This window comes from Schaalia radingae (assembly GCF_900106055.1).
GTDB lineage: Bacteria > Actinomycetota > Actinomycetes > Actinomycetales > Actinomycetaceae > Pauljensenia > Pauljensenia radingae_A.
Genome location: NZ_LT629792.1, coordinates 1,260,797 through 1,279,289, shown reverse-complemented (window position 1 = coordinate 1,279,289; position 18,493 = coordinate 1,260,797). Strand labels below are relative to the sequence as shown.

Below are 18,493 nucleotides of genomic sequence, written 5' to 3'. Positions count from 1 at the left end.
GATGGTGCGTGTCGAGGCGTGTGCCATCAGATCGTCAGCAGTTCGCTTTCCTTCGATTCGAGAAGCTCGTCGATCTGGCTGACGTGTTCGCGGGTCGTGTTTTCCAAAGACTTTTCCGCGCGTTCGATCTCGTCTTCCCCAGCGTCTCCGTCTTTCTTCATCTTGTTGAGCTGATCCATGGCTTTGCGTCGCACGGCGCGCACGGACACGCGAGCTTCTTCAGCCTTGGTCTTGGCCTGCTTGACATAGTCGCGGCGACGCTCCTCGGTGAGCGATGGCAGCACCACACGGATGACGTTGCCGTCGTCCGAGGGGTTGACACCCAGGTCAGATTCGCGGATAGCGCGCATGATCTCTGCGGTCGAATTGCGATCGTAAGGAGAGATCAGGACGGTGCGCGCCTCGGGAATCTGGAACGAGGCCAGCTGTTGCATCGGTGTGGGTGCGCCGTAATAGTCCACCATGATCTGCTGGAACATGCCGACGTTGGCGCGTCCAGTGCGAATATTGCCGAAGTCTTCCTTCGCCACTTCGATGGCGCTGTCCATTTTGTCTTCTGCTTCGAGCAGAACATCATCAATCACGTTTACTCCTCGTCATCTGAAGGTGTTGCAGTCACTAGCGTACCGATTGATTCGCCCATCAGTGCCTTAGTGATGTTTCCTGGTTCGGACATTCCAAACACGCGCATGGTCAGTCCGTTGTCACGACTCAGAGCAAATGCGGCAGCATCTACAACTTTCAAGCCGCGAGCCAATGCATCCGAGTATGTCAGAAAATCGAAGCGACGGGCATTCGGATTGGAACGCGGGTCGTCATCGTAAACACCGTCGACCCCATTCTTCGCGACGAGTAGTTCGTCGCAGTGGGTTTCCAGTGCGCGCTGAGCGGAGACAGTGTCGGTCGAAAAGTACGGCATTCCGGCACCAGCACCGAAGACGACCACGCGGCCCTTTTCCATGTGACGAATGGCGCGCAGCGGAATATAGGGCTCAGCGACCTGTTGCATGGAGATGGCGGTCTGCACACGACTGGGGACGCCAGCCTGTTCGATGAAGTCCTGCAATGCCAGGGCATTCATGACAGTACCGAGCATCCCCATATAGTCGGCGCGTGCACGGTCCAGTCCAGAGCGTGACAATTCGGCACCTCGGAAGAAGTTGCCCCCGCCCACCACAATGGCGACCTGGATGCCCTGGTGAACTGCCTGCGCGACCTGTTCGGCAATCTGTCTGACGACGGTAGGATCGAGACCTACTTTGCCACCGCCGAATGCTTCTCCTGACAGTTTCAGTAATACTCGGCGCTGAGACATCGCCATGCACTCTCCTTATTGTGATGATGGCCCCGTCCGTGTGGGCGGGGCCATCATGGCTACTGTTTAGGCTCCGACGTGGAGACGAACGAAGTCGGTCAGAGTTGCGCCGGCTTCCTTGAGAACCTGTCCAACGGTCTTGGAGGGGTCACGAGCGTACTCCTGGTCGACCAGGCAGTTGTCCTTGAAGTATGCGTTCAGGCGGCCTTCAACGATCTTGGGAACGATGTTCTCAGGCTTGCCTTCCTGCAGCGTGATCTTCTCGAGAGTCGAGCGCTCCTGTGCCAGTACATCGGCCGGAACGTGGTCGCGGTCAAGGTACATCGGCTGGTAGGCAGCGATGTGCATAGCAACGTCGTGTGCAATCTCGCGGCCAGCTTCGTCAGTGGAGACGAGAACGCCGACCTGCGCAGGTAGGTCAGGGCTGGTCTGGTGCAGGTACAGGGTGACCAGTTCGCCTTCGAGACGGACGATACGGCGAATCTCAAGCTTTTCGCCGATCACGGCGCCCATCGTGTTGAGCGCATCCTGCACGGTTCCTTCCTCATGGGAAGCTGCCAAAAGATCCTCGAGGGTGGCTGCGCCGGAGTTGACTGCCGATTCGAGAACCGAATGGGCGAAGTCAATGAACTTCTGGTTCTTGGCAACGAAGTCGGTCTCAGAGTTGACTTCAACCAGGATGCCGGCCTTGTCATCGACAACGGTGCCGACAAGCAGTCCAGCCGAGGCAACACGGTCTTCGCGCTTGGACAGGGACTTGAGGCCCTTGAGTCGGATGATTTCAAGAGCTTTGGCCTGGTCGCCGTCAGCTTCGGTCAGTGCCTTCTTGACGTCCATCATGCCTGCGCCGGTCTGTTCACGCAGAGCCTTGACGTCAGCAGCGGTGAAATTCGCCATTGCTGTCAGTCCTTTCGCAAAAAGTGTAGTGGTTTGCTGAAGCTCTCACTGAGCGTCAGCTGAGGTTTCTTTCTCGGATGCTTCTTCTGACGCGGGTGCGGCTTTTTCAGCCTTTTCTTCGGCCTTTTCTTCAGCCTTGTCCTTGGTTGCTTCTTCAGCAGCCTTGTTGCCCTCAAGCAGCTCGCGTTCCCATTCTGCCAGTGGTTCGGACTGTTCGCCTTCGGTGCTGTCGTCAGCTTCAGCATCCTTCTGGCGGCGCGAGTTGCGTGCGAGGAGGCCTTCGGCTGCTGCATCAGCAATTACGCGGGTCAGCAGGGACACGGCGCGGATCGCATCATCGTTACCGGGGATGCGGTAGTCGACCTCGTCAGGATCAGCGTTGGTGTCGAGGATGGCAACGATCGGGATGTTGAGCTTCTGAGCCTCTGCCACCGCTAGGTGCTCCTTCGTGGGATCAACGATCCACAGCGCTGACGGCAGGGAGGACATGTCGCGGATACCACCAAGGGTACGGGCAAGCTTGTCCTTTTCGCGGTTCATCATGAGCAGCTCGCGCTTGGTGTGTCCGGAGGATGCGACATCTTCGAAATCGATTTGCTCGAGTTCCTTCAGACGCTGCAGTCGCTTGGAAACGGTGGAGAAGTTGGTCAGCATACCGCCGAGCCAACGGTGGTTGACATACGGCATGCCAACACGTGAGGCCTGCTCTGCAATGGCTTCCTGGCCCTGCTTCTTCGTGCCGACGAACAAAATGTTGCCTCCATGAGCAACGGTTTCCTTCACGAAGTCGTATGCAATGTCGATGTCAGCGATTGTTTGCTGAAGGTCAATGATGTAGATGCCGTTGCGTTCCGTGAGGATGAAGCGCTTCATCTTCGGGTTCCAGCGACGGGTCTGATGGCCAAAGTGAACGCCAGATTCCAACAGCTGGCGCATGGTGACGACTGCCATGATCGTCCTTTCTGCGCAATGCGCAGGTCGGGGCACGCAGATGCGTACCGGTTCTCGGTTGTTATCGGCATTATGCCGATCCTGGTGCCATGACCGGATGCCGCCCCGTAGGGACCGTGGCATCCGTGCCCCGCCCTCGTCAATTTTCGTGTGAAAACTCGAGTGCGGAAATGACACGCGAAGTCGCCCGCTGATGCGGACGCTCCCCACATTGTAGTCCACGTGGTGGGCATCTCCGCCTTCCGGAACTGTGAAGCCCGTCCCTAAACGTCCGTTTCAGAACGTGTCCACAGGTAGATGCGTCGCGTCGACGTGTCCACAGGAGCGCGGCAAGCGATTGCGTACAAAGCACAGGTAGGTGACAGTGTCGGCATGAGAGTAAGAGGTCAAAGCGCGGGTCGGGTGCTATGCATGCTCGCAGGGGCGCTATCCGTATCGGTCGCCGCGTGGGCGGGTGCAGCGCAGCCACTGCGCGATGCGCGCGAGCCGTGGTTATGGCCCAGTGGAGATCCTGTGCCGGTCGCACGCGCTTTCGACGACCTTGAGCACAATTGGCTGCCGGGGCATCGAGGGGTCGATCTGGATGTGCTGGTCGGCTCACCGGTTTACGCGCCAGCGGACGGCACAGTTGTGGTGGCAGGCGTCATTGTCGATCGGCCGGTGGTCTCTGTGTCGCACGGATCGGTGCGTTCAACGTTCGAGCCGGTTGAAGCCACGGTCACGCCCGGCGATGAGGTTCGCAAGGGTGATGTGATCGGCCATGTTGCCAGTGGCCACTCCCCCGGCGCTTTGCATTGGGGCGTGAAGTCTGGCCCCCGGACCTACCATGACCCGCTCAGATTCCTCGTTGGACCGATTGTCTTGAAGCCGTGGGAGTGACGCTAGGGGTCACGCACGCGGATGTGCCTGACGGTAGATCGCCGACAGACGCGCAGCATCGACATGCGTGTAGCGCTGCGTGGTCTGCAATGATGAGTGCCCCAGGATCTCCTGAACAACGCGCAGGTCGGCGCCGCCTTCAAGAAGATGCGTGGCGGCGCTGTGGCGCAACGCGTGCGGCGCAACGTCCCGCACACCTGCCCTGGCTGCCAGTCGATGCAGGCGAGCTCGAACAACACGCGGGTCGATACGTTTGCCGTGCTCACCCAAAAATGCGGCGTTCGTTGTCACGCGCGCATCGACGAGGGCGACGCGACCACGATCCAACCACATATGCAGTGCCTGAGCTGCCGGATCGCCCAGGGGAACAACGCGTTCCTTGTCGCCCTTGCCGAGCACTCTCAGGCATTGCCGGTCGAATGCGAAGGACCCCAGATCCAAACCGCATAGCTCGGAGACGCGTATGCCGGTTGAATAGAGCGTTTCCACCATTGCCCAGTCACGGATATGGACCGGATCGCCGTCGCGCGCTTCCTGACGTGCATAGTCCATGAGTGCGCGCGCCGCCTGAATGTCGAGGACATGTGGTAGGCGCTGGTCACGCGAAGGTGCGGTGACGAGGAGGGCGGGGTCTGCGCTCAGATGCCCGTGATGGTGCGCCCAGCTGGTGAATCCGCGGATGGAGGCGATGCGCCGAGCCAGGGTCGCCCGACTCATCCCATCATTGGCCATGTGGGCGAGCCACTGACGAATCGAGCTGGTGGTCACTGCCTGATCCAGTGTGGTGCCGTTTGCGATGCGCTGGTCCAGAAAATCTGCAAACTCATTCAGGTCAGTTCGATAGGCGCGCGCAGTGTTGGCTGACAGGCCACGCGAGTGCGCGAGCTCATCAATCCACACGTCGATGAGCTCCCGTACCGGTTGTGTCCTAGCATCACTCACGCGCCTATTTTACGCGGTGCGCTTCCACCGACCGTGTGTGTGCGCTGCGAGCCCTGCAAGCTCGAGAGCGCCCAATGCGCTCATCACATCCTCTATGCTCATCCCTGCCGTGACGGTTATGGCATCCACGCTGGAAGCGGCGCGCCTGGGCAGCGCTTCCCACACTCTGCGCTGGTGGCAAGGCAGGGCGTCGATGCCGTGGTCGGGTGATTGAGGCTGGTCGAAGAGCGGTTCTGTGTTTCCGATGTTCAGGTCAAGGGTGCTGACCATCTCAATAACATCTGCGCTGTCGCGGATCAGCGTGCCGCCCTCACGAATCAACCGATGGCAGCCTCGTGACATTGCTGATGTAACAGGGCCTGGAACAGCTCCGACGTGCCGTCTCAGCTCCATGGCGCGCCGCGCTGTTGCCAGCGCTCCGGATCGTTGATCGGCTTCAACGACGATGGTCGCTTGTGCCAACGCCGCGATAACGCGGTTACGCGTGAGAAAACGCCAGCGTGCAGGGCGCCACCGTGGCGGTACCTCACTCATCAGCGCACCCGCCTCATGGCTGACTATCTCGTCAAAATGTTGACGGTGTGCTACGGGATACGGCCGTTCGAGTCCGCCAGCCATCACGGCAATAGTGGGGCCCGGAGGCGAGGCGAGTGCTCCCCTATGTGCTGCGATGTCAATGCCGAACGCGCCTCCGGACACCACGCACATACCTTTGGACGCCAGCTCGTATCCCATGTCGGCAGCAGTCTTCTCACCAACCCGGGTGCAGGCTCGTGATCCGACAATGGCGACGGTAGGGCGATCGAGCAGGTGGCCTCGCACCCATAGGCACACCGGCCGCTCGTGTTCCAAGTCGTTCAAAGCCTCAGGCCATTTGCTATCGCTCGGAATCAGCAGCTGACCACCGACGCGTTCAATCCATTCAAGGTCCCCGGCCGGGTCGGCGACCACGGCTCGTGGATGCCAACGCTTCCAGACAGTCTCCCAATCCCGAGGAATTCCCTGCGCAGTTCGCTCAAGTGCAAGTGGCAAGCTGCCCGGCGTGTCTGCACACACCCAGGCGATCGCCTCATCATCGCCCAGAGCGAGGCGAAGCGCATGGGCGTACACGTCAACCGGTTCGATCACACTGGACCACCAGGCAGCAATATGATGCTCATCGGGCAGTAGGGGGATCGTCATAATCTTCTCCTGTTCGAAGTGAATACGCCATCGTGAAGTCATTCATGGTGGGATGGTTGTGACCTGCCAGATCAGCGATCGTCCATGCCACTCGCAGGACTTTGTCCGCGCCGCGCATTGACAGTGAGCCGCAATCCACTGCGCGCGACATTGCGCATGCGATTGCCTCGTCGGGCATGAAATCCCGCCGCAGGACGGAGCCAGGAACTTCTCGGTTGAGTCTCCAGGGTGTCCCCTCGAAGCGGCGGCGTTGTCGCTGGCGGGCCTCCTCCACACGCTCGCGAACGCATGCCGAAGTCTCCCCCGTATCCATCGCGAAGTCTCCCGCGGTAGGTCTGGACACATTCAATTGAATGTCGACACGATCAAGAAGCGGTCCAGACAGGCGCGACAAGTAGCGGCGCTGCTGCATGGAGGTACATGTGCATCGAGCATGCTTGGAGTTCCGGTTACCACAGGGGCACGGGTTGGTCGCCAAGACGAGCTGAAAAGATGCCGGGAACGTGACGGTGGCGCGCGAGCGGTGAATCGTCATCACACCGTTTTCCAACGGTTCACGTAAGGCATCCATCACTGAGGGGGCAAACTCAGCAGCTTCATCAAGAAACAGCACTCCCCCATGTGCAAGGGAGATGGCGCCTGGTCGCCCCACTGATTGTCCCCCACCCACGAGGGCCGGCATCGATGCCGAGTGGTGTGGAGCTTCGATCGGAGGCTGAGTGATCAGTCCGTGCTCTGCGCTCCACGCCTGCGCCAGACAATGCAGCGCGGTCGTCGTGAGTGATGTGTCAGTATCCAAAGGTGGCAGGATGGTCGGCAACGCGCGCGCAAGCATGGTCTTTCCGGCTCCTGGCTCCCCTATCAGCATGATGTGGTGTCCCCCTGCTGCGGCGATCTCAAGGCCTGTCCGGGCATAAGACTGGCCTCGTACATCGCTCAAATCAAGTAAGGACGGACACTGCGCGCTGGAACTGTAGTGATCGCACTCGCCCTCGGAAGGATGGGAGAAGCCTACGCTTCCGCTGCGCTGGGCAATGCCGCCAACAGATTCGACTAAATCCGCCAGATGCTCGTAGCCGTGGACGGATACACCCGGCACCAGCGCCGCCTGAGCGACACTTGCTGCTGGGACCACGATATCCGTGGTACCGCCTCGTGCAGCACCTATGACAGCTGCGAGAAGGCCAGGCGGAGGCCGCAGCGACCCATCCAGCCCCAGTTCGCCCAAGAAAAGCGTGTCCACCACAGCGTCGGGCGGGATCTGTCCACTGGCCAGCAGAACAGACAGTGCGATCGCCAAATCAAACCCTGATCCTGACTTGGGTAGGCCGGCCGGTGACAGGTTGACGGTGACGCGCTGGTTGGGAAGGCCCAGCCCGCAGGCACTGAGTGCGGAGCGCACACGGTCCTTGGATTCACGCAAAGACGCGTCCGGTAAACCGACCAGAGTAAATGAGACCACACCGTTCGCGACAGATGTCTCCACATTGACTATGTGACCATCCATGCCGATCAACGCAATCGTGCGGATCGAGGCCGTCTGCCCGCTCATAGCTGAATGCCCTGACACCAGGTGATATCCGCATTGCGACGCAGCCATTGAGCGCCGTGGGCGCTCTCAAGTGCGCGACTCAAGCATGCTGCCTGGCTGGGGCTGACCTCGATTGAGACCACATCAAATCTGATCGGCGCTTCCGGCCGGTTGGCCGCGCACCATGCGGCCGCTGCCTGCGCGATGCGCGTGAACTTAACGTGTGTCACGGCTTCGAGGCCACTGCCGAACCTGTCACCAATACGCGTTTTCACCTCAATAAAGGTGGTCATCCTTGTGCTGCTACGCGCAATGAGGTCAATCTCGCCGCGAGTCCCGTTTCTCCAGTTACGTGCGAGGACCTCGTATCCACACTCCTGTACGACGCGGGAAGCGCAGTCTTCTCCGGCGCGGCCCAGTGTGCCTCGCCAGTCGATGCGTTCGTCGGTTGCTGTCATAGTGCAACCGTGCCAACGAGGTCGAGTCAGTGGCTATCGCGGCTTCAGTATCTGTGGATGCGATGCCTGTACACACGGCATCTGTGGAAGGATCTCTTCCGGGAAGTATCCTGTGGATAGAGCTATTTGAACAGGTTACAGGGCCTATGGGATGTCAAGCTCAGGCTTCGACAGCTCTTCGACGTTGACATCCTTATACGTAATGACCCGCACTGACTTCACGAAGCGAGAAGAGCGGTAAATGTCCCACACCCATGCATCAGTCAACGTCAGCTCGAAGAAAACGTCGCCGCCCATCGGTCGGGCCTGCACATCAACCTTGTTGCACAGATAGAAGCGTCGCTCGGTTTCCACCACGTACGAAAACAGACCGATCACGTCGCGGTATTCACGAAACAGGTCAAGTTCGAGGCTATTCTCGTAGCCTTCCAGATCATCTGCGCTCACGGTATCATCATGCCCTGTTCGTCAAATTCGTGCTGGGCTCCACGCCGGGAAGTTTCCACGAACGCCGATGCTGGTCACACGCACCCATGCGGCTCAGGGCGTCAATATGGGTGCGCGACGCGTACCCTTTATTGTGAATCCAGTCGTATCCTGGATCCTCCAGCGAGCACATCAATCTGTCTCGCTCCACCTTCGCCAGAACGGACGCAGCGGCAATGACTGCACATTCTGCATCTCCATGCACGCGCGTCATGATGGAAACGTCAGTGCCGACGGGAGAAACACCCAGAAGATCTGCAGCGAGCCAGTTATGAACACCATCAAGTAAAGTCACCCCGATAGTGGCACCATCCCCTCTCACCGCTTCAATCGCCCGCGATGCTGCCAATCTTAGAGCGCCGATGATGCCACCCTCGTCAATTTCTGCGGGGCTGGCCATGCCGACTGCCGAGGCGGCGACCCACTGGTGAATAGGGTCAACGAGCTCTTCTCGAGCGCGTGCAGAGAGCATCTTTGAGTCTGCAAGTCCAACAGGAGCAGGTCCCGATTTTTCAGTCACGAGGGCGACTCCCACGGCAACGGGACCAGCAATTGCGCCGCGTCCCACTTCGTCCACACCTAAAACGGTGGGATATGACTGCAGCAATTCGCACTCGACGTCACGTGTGGCAATGCGGCGAAGCTGACGCATCACGAATCTTTCACGGCTGAGAAAACATCACGATCGCCTAGCCAGCTCCAGTGACCGAGGGGCCACAGCACCATCGTTGCGCGGCCGACGATCTCGTCAGTGTCAATGAATGCATTCTCGAGCGGGTCCATATGGAAACGTGAGTCAGCGGAATTCGGGCGATTGTCCCCCATCACCCACACTGATCCTTCGGGGACGGTGACGTCGAATTCCATACGCGATGCTGGTTCGCCTGCAGGAATGTACGGTTCGGTGATCTCCTGGCCATTGACGGTGAGTGCGCCGTTCGCGGTGCAGCATTGGACACGGTCTCCGCCTACTCCGATGACGCGCTTGACCAGCGTCTGTTCGCCGTTGGCTGGGAGGATGCCGATAAATTCTCCCACCGAACGCAGGATTCTCCCTGCACCTTCTGATTCTGCGCGAGGAAGCCATCCCTTTGCATCGTTGAACACGATCACGTCACCGCGCTCGATATCGCCTCGGAAGGTCGAAATTCGTGAGACGACGATGCGGTCATTTTCGACGAGCGTGGAACGCATCGAGGGCGAGGGAATCCAGAACATCTGGAAAATAAAAGCGCGAATGACGGTGGACAGGACGAGTGCGCCCACCACGATGATGGCGCACTCTTTCAACCATGAGAAACCGCTTGGCTTCTTCTGCAAAGAGTCATCCTGGTCGGAGTCGTGGTAGCGCTTCCTGTGCTGGATCGGTTGGTAGTTCACGCGTCGACTTCCTCTGAAACTGAGGCCCGGTACCGTGGAGGTACCGGGCGCTCGTGAGTCTCGTTCACTCAGTGAACTCGCGGTGCTCGCGCACACGCGCCGCCTTGCCATGACGATCACGCAGGTAGTACAGCTTCGCGCGGCGCACATTACCGCGGGAAGTGACCTCAATGTGGTCAATGGTAGGCGTGTGGATCGGGAAGGTACGCTCAACGCCGACACCGAATGAGATCTTTCGGACGGTGAACGTCTCGGACACGCCGTGACCACGGCGTGCAATAACGATCCCCTGGAAGACCTGAATACGGCTACGGTTACCTTCAACGACTCGTACGTGAACCTTCACCGAGTCTCCAGCACGGAAAACCGGAATGTTATCGCGCAATGACGGTGCATCAACAGCATCCAGTTTCTGCATTTTTACTCCTCAACGTTTCTGCCGCAGGTCAGTCCCGTTTATACGGCGGATCTTGGTCCGCAATTCTTGAGCAGATCGTGCTTTCTGGCGCTCCCCCCGCGGCAGGCTACGCCCAGCTGATCTGACGTTCTAGTGTGCCACAAGAATCGGGTGCTTCCCAAGTCCTGTGAGCTATTCGTGGCGTGATCGCGGCGTGATGTTACGCACGAATACGTCATCGATATTGGCTTTCTCCCCCACCATGAACGTGCGCCTGCCGGCCACTGAGAAACCATGACGCTTGTAGAACGTCTGCGCGCGTTTATTGGCGATCGAGGTTCCCAGGGCAATCTGTGAGTTGCGCCCCTGAGCTTCCACATCTGCGACCGCACGCTCGATCATCGCTCCGGCCACACCTGACCCCTGCCAGAATTCTCTCACGTAGCATTTGGACAGATATGCCGCCCCTAGCTCAAGCTTCCCAGGCCGCACCATCTGGGTAGGCATTCCGTCGGGCCCGGACAGAATAGTCAGGGTGTAGCCGATCAGCTCCGATGAAGCACCGCGCAACTGCGCGACCAGGATCCGGTAGACGGACGGGGACGCGAGCATGCGTTCAAATTCGCTGGGAGACAGGCTTTCCTCAATGAAGGCTGCAATATCGTCCTGACTGACGTAATCCGGACATGCCAGTGGGAACGTGTTGGCTGCAAGCTCAGAAAGCGCCTCTGCTTCCCCTTCACGCGCCAGCCGTATCATGACATCGCGTCGCTTGGGGGTGATGATCGTGCCGGCACCGGCCAGCACTTCCTTGTCGCGGGTTGACAGGCATTGTGCATCGAGCCGATCAATGAGGTCGGGCCGACGGTGAGCAGTTCTGACCAGTGATCGATCACGGCGCCACCGGTCAATGTCGGCGTGGTTGCCGCTGGTGAGCACGTCGGGCACGTCAATGCCGCGCCACGATCTGGGCCTGGTATACACGGGATATTCGATCAGGCCATCGGGCCCATAGGATTCTTCGTCAAGAGATTCAGGATTGCCGAGGACACCCTCGAGCAGTCGTGACACGGATTCGACAAGGACGAGTGCTGCGGCCTCGCCGCCATTGAGGATGTAGTCGCCGATGGAGTATTCGAGGACTTCCACTTCCTGCTCGCGGTAGAAGTCGGCAACGCGTTGATCGATACCTTCATATCGTCCGCAGGCAAGGATGATCTGGTCGACTTCGGCTAGTTTTTCCACACGGCGCTGATCCAGCGGCGTGCCGGACGGGGTCGGAATCGCGAGGACTCTTCGGGCGGAGTCAGAGTGGGAATCATCCAGGTCGACGCTCAGAACCTGGTCGATGCCGCGGCCCCACACGTCGGGCCGCATCACCATTCCTGCTCCCCCGCCGTACGGCGCGTCATCGACAGTGCGATGACGATCCGTTGTCCATTGACGCAGATCATGGGTGTGAATGTCGAGTAGATCCGCGTCCTGGGCCTTGCCCAGAAGGGACAGGTCCAGGACGTCAAAGTAGTGCGGGAAGATGGTGAGCAGATCAATTCGCACGCCGCTATTCTCCGTCCATGTCGTAGTTATCGTCGAACAGACCCGGGATCGGATCAATCGTCATGGTTCCCTCGTCCACGTTGACTTCCGGTACCAGGGCGCTGACAAATGGCACCAGTACTTCCCGGCCATCGGCATCGACAATGATAAGATCCTGCGCAGCTCCGGGCTGCATACCGGTGACTGTTCCCAGGTGTTCGCCCAGCAAAGTGACGGCTTCCAGTCCGGTGAGCTGGTGGGGATACCACGCGTCATCCTCATCGAGGGCATCCACCATTAATTCCGTGCCGCGCAGGTCCTCAGCCTGTTCGCGGGTGGAAATTTCTTCGAAGCCCGCCAGGACGCGGTCTTTGTGTGCACGCAAAGATCGCATCGTCAAAGTGCTGTATTCGCTGTGAGAGGTGTGCACAGTGGTGCCGGGAGCCAGCGCCTGGGGCCGGTCCGTCGTGACTGTCACGTACACTTCGCCCTTCAGGCCGTGGGCCGTCCCCACCACTGCCGCTCTGAGCTGCATCTTTGCTCCTCACGGTGTTGTGGGGTCCGGCTCATGATGAGCGGACCCCACACCTATGCCATATACAGCCTTAACGCTGTTACTCCTGGTCAGTATCAATCACGTCAACCCTGACGGAGCCGCGAGTCGACAGGCCGTTCATCACGGCGCGCAGTGCGCGTGCGGTGCGACCCGACCGGCCGATCACGCGACCCAGATCATCCGGGTTAACCCGAACTTCCAGCAGCTGCCCGCGCCGGATCGACCGCCGCGTGACACGCACATCGTCAGGATTGTCAACAATTCCGCTGACAAGGTGTTCCAAGGCATCGGCCAGCATTACTCAGCGTCCTTTTCCTCAGCTGGAGCCTCGGCTGCCTCGGCAGCCGGTTCTTCTGCGGATTCTTCGGCTGGGGCGTCGGTTTCAGCTTCGGCTGCCTCGGCTGCTTCAGCCTCAGCCTGAGCCTTGGCTTCAGCCTCGGCCTTTTCCTTTTCAGCTGCAACCTTGGCCTTACGCTTTTCAGCATCTTCCTCAGCGGCCTTAATGGCCTTTTCGGCTTCTGCTGACTGATCGGTTTCAGCGACCTTGACGCGCGAGACGGCGTCCTTCTTGCCGTTGAACTTGGCAATGTCACCGGTCAGCACGAGCAGGTTACGCACCGTGTTCGAGGGCTGCGCACCCACTGAAAGCCAGTACTGCGCGCGCTCGGAGTCGATCTTAATGATAGAGGGGTCGCGGGTCGGATCATAGATGCCGACCTCTTCAATGACCTGACCATCGCGCTTCTTACGCTGGTCAACGACAACGACGCGGTAGAAGGGCGCATGGATCCTACCAATGCGCTTCAAACGAATACGAACTGCCACTTGTGTGGTCACTCCTGTTTCTAACTCGGGTTGGATCGCACATGGTATCGGTGGGAAACACGATGTCACGATAGATCCTGGACACAGTCTCGAGTGGTGAGAGGGACCAACCCTCGACCGGGTACAGCACTCCATTGTGCCACGCATCGGTCTCAATTCCCAGATCTTGTTCCTCTCATCCTCTGTTTCCTGGCGTGTGATCGATCACGACGAGGGCTCACGAGAAGTGGAAATTCAGTGGGCGAAACACCACAATAGCCTTATGAGCACACATGGTGACGTCACGAATGATGATGAGCGCATTGCTCACGACCTGGCGATCCTGGCGGGGGCTGCAGCGCGCGCCGTGGCCAGCTATCTGCGGCGCGCTGTCAGCCACGTTGAATCCGTTGACTTCAAAGCTGACCACCACGATCCGGTCACCGTACATGACAAACGCGTGGAATCTGCGCTGCATGTTCTCCTGGGCTATTTTGTTCCGGGCTCACGCGTACTGGGTGAGGAAACTGGTGAACGCACCCTGCCCCGAAAATTCGACGGGCCGACCGAGGAGTTCACCGAGGACTTCGAATTTCCCACATCCCCCCTGGTTCAGGGTGCCAGGCGCCGCTGTATGTCGCTGGCTGAGCGCGTCAGGTGGATCGTCGACCCCATCGACGGGACGGCGAATTTCGCAGCCGGAATGCCTTATTTCAACACGTCAATCGCTGCTGAGCTGGACGGCGCAGTCGTTGCTGGAGCAATTAATGCTCCGATCATGGATCACCTGTTCCTCGCTGATCTCACTCATGCGTGGCTGCGCACTGACGGGGAAGACATCGACATTCACGCCCAGGGTCCCACGAGCGAGCGAGACGCGGTCGTGCTGTCATATCACCCGTCACTGCATTCATTCATTAACGATCCTGCCGGTTCAGCTGAAGAATACACTCGCCTGGCGTCAACATATCAGGCTGTTCGTCGGCCAGGTGCCGCAGCCCTCGACCTGGCGATGGTCGCGTCTGGAAGGGCTGGTGCAATGCTGGCCGGGACGATGAAGCCGTGGGATGTGGCAGCCGGTATCCACATGGTCAAGGTGGCAGGCGGGAACGTCGTGAATGCCCCGATGGGCACTGATCTTCCCGACGGAGTGCGTCCAGGCGTGGCAGCGTGGGTCGGCTCGATGGAGGCCCCCGTCCTCCAGGAGCTTCTTCACCAGGCTGACAGCCGGCGCTCAGGCGACGCGCGTCCCGCCCAAGATGACGGCGACCGGTCGTGACAGTTCGGTAATGTCTGCACGAGGATCGGCCTCGTAGACCACGCAGTCAGCTGGCGCGCCATCATACAGACTGGGATAGCCGAGGGCGTCGCGAGCCTGCCAGGTCGCGATGTCGAGAATCTTGGCTGGCGGCAAGCCTGCCGCGTGCCATCGGGCAAGTTCTGCTGGAAGGGATCCGTGATCCTGGTAGCCGCCGGCATCTGTTCCGGGAAGCAGGTGGACTCCTGAATCGAAGAGGCGCTCATAATGGTCGTGTCGTCCCTCGTAAAGCGTGCGCATGGTCTGCGCGTAGCGCGCGAACTTGCCGTCGGCAGCCTGCGCGAAGGATTCGAAGAGTTCGATTTGGCAGAGCGTGGGTGTGATGACAACACCTTGCCGTCTGGCCTCACTGAGCTGATCATCGTCCATACCGGAACCGTGTTCGATTCCGTCGACGCCGGCTGCCAGCAGATCGTCGATTGCTGCGTGAGAAAACGTGTGAACGGTCAGGCGCGCGCCAGATTCGTGCGCGGCGGCAACTGCGTCACGCAGGACCTCACCTGGCCACAGGGGGCGCAGATCCGATTCTGATCCTTCACTGCGGTCGATCCAGTCCCCCACGATTTTGACCCATCCATCCGAGCGGGCCGCTTCCTGTGCGACCGCTTCAGGCAGTTGCGAGGGCGTGGCCAGTTCGCGCGAAATGCCACGAATGTAGCGTTTAGGGCGTGACAGGTGTGTGCCGCAGCGGATCAAGTGCGGCAATGTGGGATCGTGTTGAATATGCGACGTATCGACAGGACTGCCGCAGTCACGCATGAGCAGAACTCCGCTGTCACGGTCTGCTTGAGCCTGCCGAATCTGTGTTTCCTGATCGACAGGACCGTGAGGACCCAGGCCAATGTGACAATGCACGTCAACGAGGCCGGGAATGATCCACCCGGTCAGTTCCTCTTCATCCGCGGCCCGAGGCTGTGCGGCCGTGGAGATTCTGCCGTCACAAATCGACCAGGAGCCTTGCGTCCATGCGGCGGGCTGCGACCCGTCTGAGGAGGGACGCCACAGAGCTGTTCCTGTCAGGCGCATGATATCCGTCAGAATCCGTTGAGCATGCGCTGAATATCCTCGGGCAGTTGGTCCATAGAGGGGCGTTGGGCAGCGCCCTGGCCCTGACCAATGCCGAATGCGCTACCCGACGAGGACGCATTGTTCCTGCGTTCACTGGCTGGAAGCATTGCTTCGAGTTCCTGCTGGCGACGCTTGGCTGGGTTTCCTGAACGCGCCTTCTTCTTCACGCGCGCACGCTGAGCCTTGGCACGGCGTGCATCTTCACGCTGTTTGGCGCGGCCACCATGTCCCGGCATATTCCCCATTCCGGGGAAGCCGCCGGCAGCGCCCATTTGACCCATCATCTCGCGGGCTGCTTCGAAGCGCTTGACCAGTGCGTTGACTTCCGTCACCGTGGTACCTGAACCGCGGGCAATACGGGCACGGCGCGATCCGTTGAGAATCTTGACGTCGTTGCGTTCGGCGGGCGTCATGGAACGGACGATTGCTTCGACACGGTTGACTTCTGACTCATCGAAGTTGGCGAGCTGGTCCTTCATCTGCGCCATTCCCGGAATCATTCCGAGAACCTTGCGCATGGATCCGAGTTTGCGGACCTGCTGGAGCTGGTTGAGAAAGTCTTCGAGGGTGAGCTGGCCACTCATGGCCTTCTCAGCGACCTTCTCGGCTTCCTCCTGATCCATCTTCTTTTCGGCCTGCTCGATCAGGGTCAGAACGTCACCCATATCAAGAATTCGGCCGGCCATGCGGTCTGCGTGGAATCGTTCAAAATCGTCAAGGCCTTCGCCCGTTGAGGCAAAGAGGATCGGCGCACCGGTCACGCCGCGTACGGACAGCGCAGCGCCGCCTCGGGCATCGCCGTCAAGTTTCGACAAGACGACACCGGTAAAGCCGACGCCATCCCTGAACGCGGTCGATGTCTGCACGGCATCCTGGCCAACCATTGCGTCTAGGACGAACATGATTTCGTGCGGATTGACGGCGTCACGAATCGCGATTGCCTGATCCATCATTTCCCGGTCAACACCGAGGCGCCCAGCGGTATCGACGATTGCCACGTCGAAACCATTGTTGATGGCGTAGTTGACGCCGGTTCGCGCCACGTAGACAGGATCACCGACTCCGTTCCCCGGCTCCGGTGCCCACACCTTGACTCCGGCACGCTCGCCCAGAACTTGCAGCTGCTGGACGGCATTTGGGCGCTGAAGGTCCGATGCAATCAGCATGACCTTCTTGCCTTCTTCCGTCAGCCACTTGCCGAGTTTGCCGGCAAGGGTTGTCTTACCGGCACCCTGAAGGCCGGCCAGCATGAACACGGTCGGCCCCCGGTCAGCGAAGTGGAGTTCACGCGTTTCGCCGCCGAGGGTTTCGACCAGCTGGTCGCGCACGATACGCACAACCTGCTGACTGGGGTTCAGACCCTGTGAGCGGGTCGCTCCGTAAGCGCGTTCACGCACTGCGGCGGTAAATTCGCGGACGACAGGAAGGGCAACGTCAGCGTCAATCAGGGCGCGTCGGATCTGACTGACTGTTTCATCAACGTCAGATTCGCTGAGAATACCGTGCCCGCGAAGTTGTTTGAACGACTCAGTGAGACGATCTGACAGGTTGGAGAACACTGGATCCCTTCCTTCTCCGATGTGGACGCAATGGTCTTACACTAGCGCACCCACGGCGCCGTGTGCTTACGTGGCAGGCTGTCCCACAATTGCCTGAATGAATGACTCGGCATCGAATGGCGCCAGATCGTCGACGCCCTCTCCCAGCCCCACCAGCTTGACAGGAACTCCGAGTTCCCTTTGGACCGACACCACGATTCCGCCCTTTGCGGTGCCATCCAGCTTCGTCAGGACGATTCCTGTCACTCCAGCCACTTCTGCGAAAATTTCCGCCTGGCGCATACCGTTTTGGCCGGTCGTCGCATCGAGGACCAGGAGGACCTCGTCAACGGGACTGACACGTTCCATGACGCGCTTGACTTTCCCGAGCTCATCCATCAGACCTGACTTGTTCTGCAGTCGGCCCGCCGTGTCCACAATCACGACGTCAACGCCGTCGTCGACACCGCGGTGTACGGCATCAAAAGCGACGGATGCGGGATCGGCGCCTTCACGGTCGGATCGGACCACGTCAACCCCCACGCGGTTGCCCCACGTCTCCAGCTGGTCAGCCGCTGCGGCGCGGAATGTATCAGCAGCACCGAGCAGGACAGTCTTGTCCTGTGCAACAAGCAACCGGGCCAGTTTGCCAATCGTCGTCGTCTTACCTGTTCCATTGACGCCGATCACCAGCACCGACGCACTGACCTTGGTGCCGTTTTCATCAATGTGCGGCTCGCAATGCAGGGAACGATCCATAGTCGGGTCGACCAGTGCCAGAAGCTCGTCGCGTACAATCGTGCGGGCTGACTCGGCATCTGAATGTCCTTCAACCTTGACGCGGGTGCGCAGCCGCTCCATGAGCTCTTCGGTGGCCGGCAATCCCAGGTCGGCCATCAGAAGTGAATCTTCGATCTCTTCCCAGTCTGCCGCGTTGAGCTGCGCGCGCGAGAGAACTGAAAGGAGCGCATGTCCGATAGCGCCAGACTGCGCGAGGCGTCCGCGCAGACGCTGCATGCGGGAGGGAACGGATTCAGGAGTTTCGGTACGCGGTTGCGTCTCAACGTCAGGAGCCGCAGTGGTCTGACCGCTCTCAATAGTGGGTGTGCGGCGTTCTTCAAGTTCGGGGCTGGACTGTCGTCCTCGTACGCCCCACCAGATTCCCACGCCCACAAGGGCAACGAGAACCAACAGGCATACCAGACCGATCGGGCTTGTCACAAAATCGGTGAAAGTGTTCATAGTCCTATCATGG

Annotated in this window: 21 protein-coding genes; 2 read left to right on the top strand and 19 right to left on the bottom strand. The window is 59.6% G+C overall.

Annotated features, from left to right (window positions below; translation table 11 throughout):
- Positions 1–26 precede the first annotated feature (26 nt).
- From frr to rpsB, 4 genes are read right to left on the bottom strand one after another with little or no spacing between them, the layout of a single operon-like run.
- Positions 27–584 carry a ribosome recycling factor gene (gene frr / locus BLT69_RS05665; RefSeq protein ID WP_058236723.1) on the bottom strand — a complete coding sequence of 186 codons (558 nt, stop codon included), beginning with the start codon at positions 582–584 and terminating at the stop codon, positions 27–29.
- A gap of 2 nt (positions 585–586) precedes the next feature.
- A complete protein-coding gene (pyrH, locus tag BLT69_RS05660; RefSeq protein ID WP_371935789.1) occupies positions 587–1,321 on the bottom strand; it encodes a UMP kinase in 735 nt (244 codons plus the stop codon).
- Between the two features lie 60 nt (positions 1,322–1,381).
- Positions 1,382–2,212, bottom strand: coding sequence for a translation elongation factor Ts (gene tsf, locus BLT69_RS05655; RefSeq protein ID WP_070727228.1), 831 nt, complete (start codon positions 2,210–2,212; stop codon positions 1,382–1,384).
- A 45-nt stretch (positions 2,213–2,257) separates the two neighbouring features.
- A complete protein-coding gene (gene rpsB, locus BLT69_RS05650; protein WP_092648595.1) occupies positions 2,258–3,163 on the bottom strand; it encodes a 30S ribosomal protein S2 in 906 nt (301 codons plus the stop codon).
- 372 nt (positions 3,164–3,535) lie between these two features.
- Here rpsB and BLT69_RS05645 point away from each other — a divergent pair, with 372 nt between their 5' ends.
- Entirely contained in the window at positions 3,536–4,042 is a 507-nt protein-coding gene (locus BLT69_RS05645; RefSeq protein WP_070727394.1) for a M23 family metallopeptidase, read from the top strand.
- Positions 4,043–4,051: 9 nt separating this feature from the next.
- Here BLT69_RS05645 and BLT69_RS05640 read toward each other — a convergent pair whose 3' ends face one another.
- The 12 genes from BLT69_RS05640 to rpsP form a co-directional block, all read right to left on the bottom strand.
- On the bottom strand, positions 4,052–4,984 hold the full coding sequence (locus BLT69_RS05640; RefSeq protein WP_257590269.1) for a tyrosine recombinase XerC: 933 nt from the start codon (positions 4,982–4,984) through the stop codon (positions 4,052–4,054).
- Between the two features lie 9 nt (positions 4,985–4,993).
- Complete coding sequence (gene dprA, locus BLT69_RS05635; protein WP_092648594.1) at positions 4,994–6,166, bottom strand: DNA-processing protein DprA; 1,173 nt, start codon at positions 6,164–6,166, stop codon at positions 4,994–4,996.
- Positions 6,141–7,718 (bottom strand): YifB family Mg chelatase-like AAA ATPase, encoded by a 1,578-nt coding sequence (locus tag BLT69_RS05630; protein WP_058236718.1) that lies wholly within the window; start codon positions 7,716–7,718, stop codon positions 6,141–6,143. The genes dprA and BLT69_RS05630 overlap by 26 nt, the downstream gene beginning before the upstream one ends.
- On the bottom strand, positions 7,715–8,155 hold the full coding sequence (locus tag BLT69_RS05625; protein WP_092648593.1) for a YraN family protein: 441 nt from the start codon (positions 8,153–8,155) through the stop codon (positions 7,715–7,717). The genes BLT69_RS05630 and BLT69_RS05625 overlap by 4 nt, the downstream gene beginning before the upstream one ends.
- 144 nt (positions 8,156–8,299) lie before the next feature.
- Complete coding sequence (locus BLT69_RS05620; RefSeq protein WP_058236717.1) at positions 8,300–8,602, bottom strand: DUF2469 domain-containing protein; 303 nt, start codon at positions 8,600–8,602, stop codon at positions 8,300–8,302.
- Between the two features lie 7 nt (positions 8,603–8,609).
- Positions 8,610–9,293, bottom strand: coding sequence for a ribonuclease HII (rnhB, locus tag BLT69_RS05615; protein ID WP_092648592.1), 684 nt, complete (start codon positions 9,291–9,293; stop codon positions 8,610–8,612).
- Positions 9,293–10,021 (bottom strand): signal peptidase I, encoded by a 729-nt coding sequence (lepB, locus tag BLT69_RS05610; RefSeq protein WP_227469358.1) that lies wholly within the window; start codon positions 10,019–10,021, stop codon positions 9,293–9,295. Before lepB ends, rnhB begins: the two co-directional genes overlap by 1 nt.
- Positions 10,022–10,085: 64 nt before the next feature.
- Positions 10,086–10,439 (bottom strand): 50S ribosomal protein L19, encoded by a 354-nt coding sequence (gene rplS, locus BLT69_RS05605; protein ID WP_058236715.1) that lies wholly within the window; start codon positions 10,437–10,439, stop codon positions 10,086–10,088.
- 171 nt (positions 10,440–10,610) lie between these two features.
- Positions 10,611–11,975, bottom strand: coding sequence for a tRNA (guanosine(37)-N1)-methyltransferase TrmD (gene trmD, locus BLT69_RS05600; RefSeq protein ID WP_092648591.1), 1,365 nt, complete (start codon positions 11,973–11,975; stop codon positions 10,611–10,613).
- 4 nt (positions 11,976–11,979) lie between these two features.
- Positions 11,980–12,489, bottom strand: coding sequence for a ribosome maturation factor RimM (gene rimM, locus BLT69_RS05595; RefSeq protein WP_058236713.1), 510 nt, complete (start codon positions 12,487–12,489; stop codon positions 11,980–11,982).
- A gap of 79 nt (positions 12,490–12,568) precedes the next feature.
- The gene (locus BLT69_RS05590) at positions 12,569–12,808 is read right to left on the bottom strand and encodes an RNA-binding protein (RefSeq protein ID WP_058236712.1); all 240 of its coding nucleotides are present in this window, start codon (positions 12,806–12,808) and stop codon (positions 12,569–12,571) included.
- Entirely contained in the window at positions 12,808–13,335 is a 528-nt protein-coding gene (rpsP, locus tag BLT69_RS05585) for a 30S ribosomal protein S16 (protein ID WP_070727214.1), read from the bottom strand. The genes BLT69_RS05590 and rpsP overlap by 1 nt, the downstream gene beginning before the upstream one ends.
- Positions 13,336–13,597: 262 nt before the next feature.
- Here rpsP and BLT69_RS05580 point away from each other — a divergent pair, with 262 nt between their 5' ends.
- Positions 13,598–14,593: an inositol monophosphatase family protein gene (locus BLT69_RS05580; protein ID WP_092649102.1), complete on the top strand. Its 996-nt coding sequence runs from the start codon at positions 13,598–13,600 to the stop codon at positions 14,591–14,593.
- On the opposite strand, the gene BLT69_RS05575 is transcribed toward BLT69_RS05580, so the two are convergent.
- The 3 genes from BLT69_RS05575 to ftsY all read right to left on the bottom strand — a co-directional run bounded on the left by BLT69_RS05575 (position 14,549) and on the right by ftsY (position 18,480).
- Positions 14,549–15,658 carry an amidohydrolase family protein gene (locus BLT69_RS05575; protein ID WP_092648590.1) on the bottom strand — a complete coding sequence of 370 codons (1,110 nt, stop codon included), beginning with the start codon at positions 15,656–15,658 and terminating at the stop codon, positions 14,549–14,551. The two genes, BLT69_RS05580 and BLT69_RS05575, sit on opposite strands and share 45 nt — an antisense overlap.
- Positions 15,659–15,666: 8 nt before the next feature.
- Positions 15,667–17,259, bottom strand: a complete 1,593-nt coding sequence (ffh, locus tag BLT69_RS05570) for a signal recognition particle protein (protein ID WP_058236708.1) — start codon at positions 17,257–17,259, stop codon at positions 15,667–15,669.
- A 66-nt stretch (positions 17,260–17,325) separates the two neighbouring features.
- Positions 17,326–18,480 carry a signal recognition particle-docking protein FtsY gene (gene ftsY, locus BLT69_RS05565; RefSeq protein ID WP_092648589.1) on the bottom strand — a complete coding sequence of 385 codons (1,155 nt, stop codon included), beginning with the start codon at positions 18,478–18,480 and terminating at the stop codon, positions 17,326–17,328.
- Between the last annotated feature and the right edge of the window lie 13 nt (positions 18,481–18,493).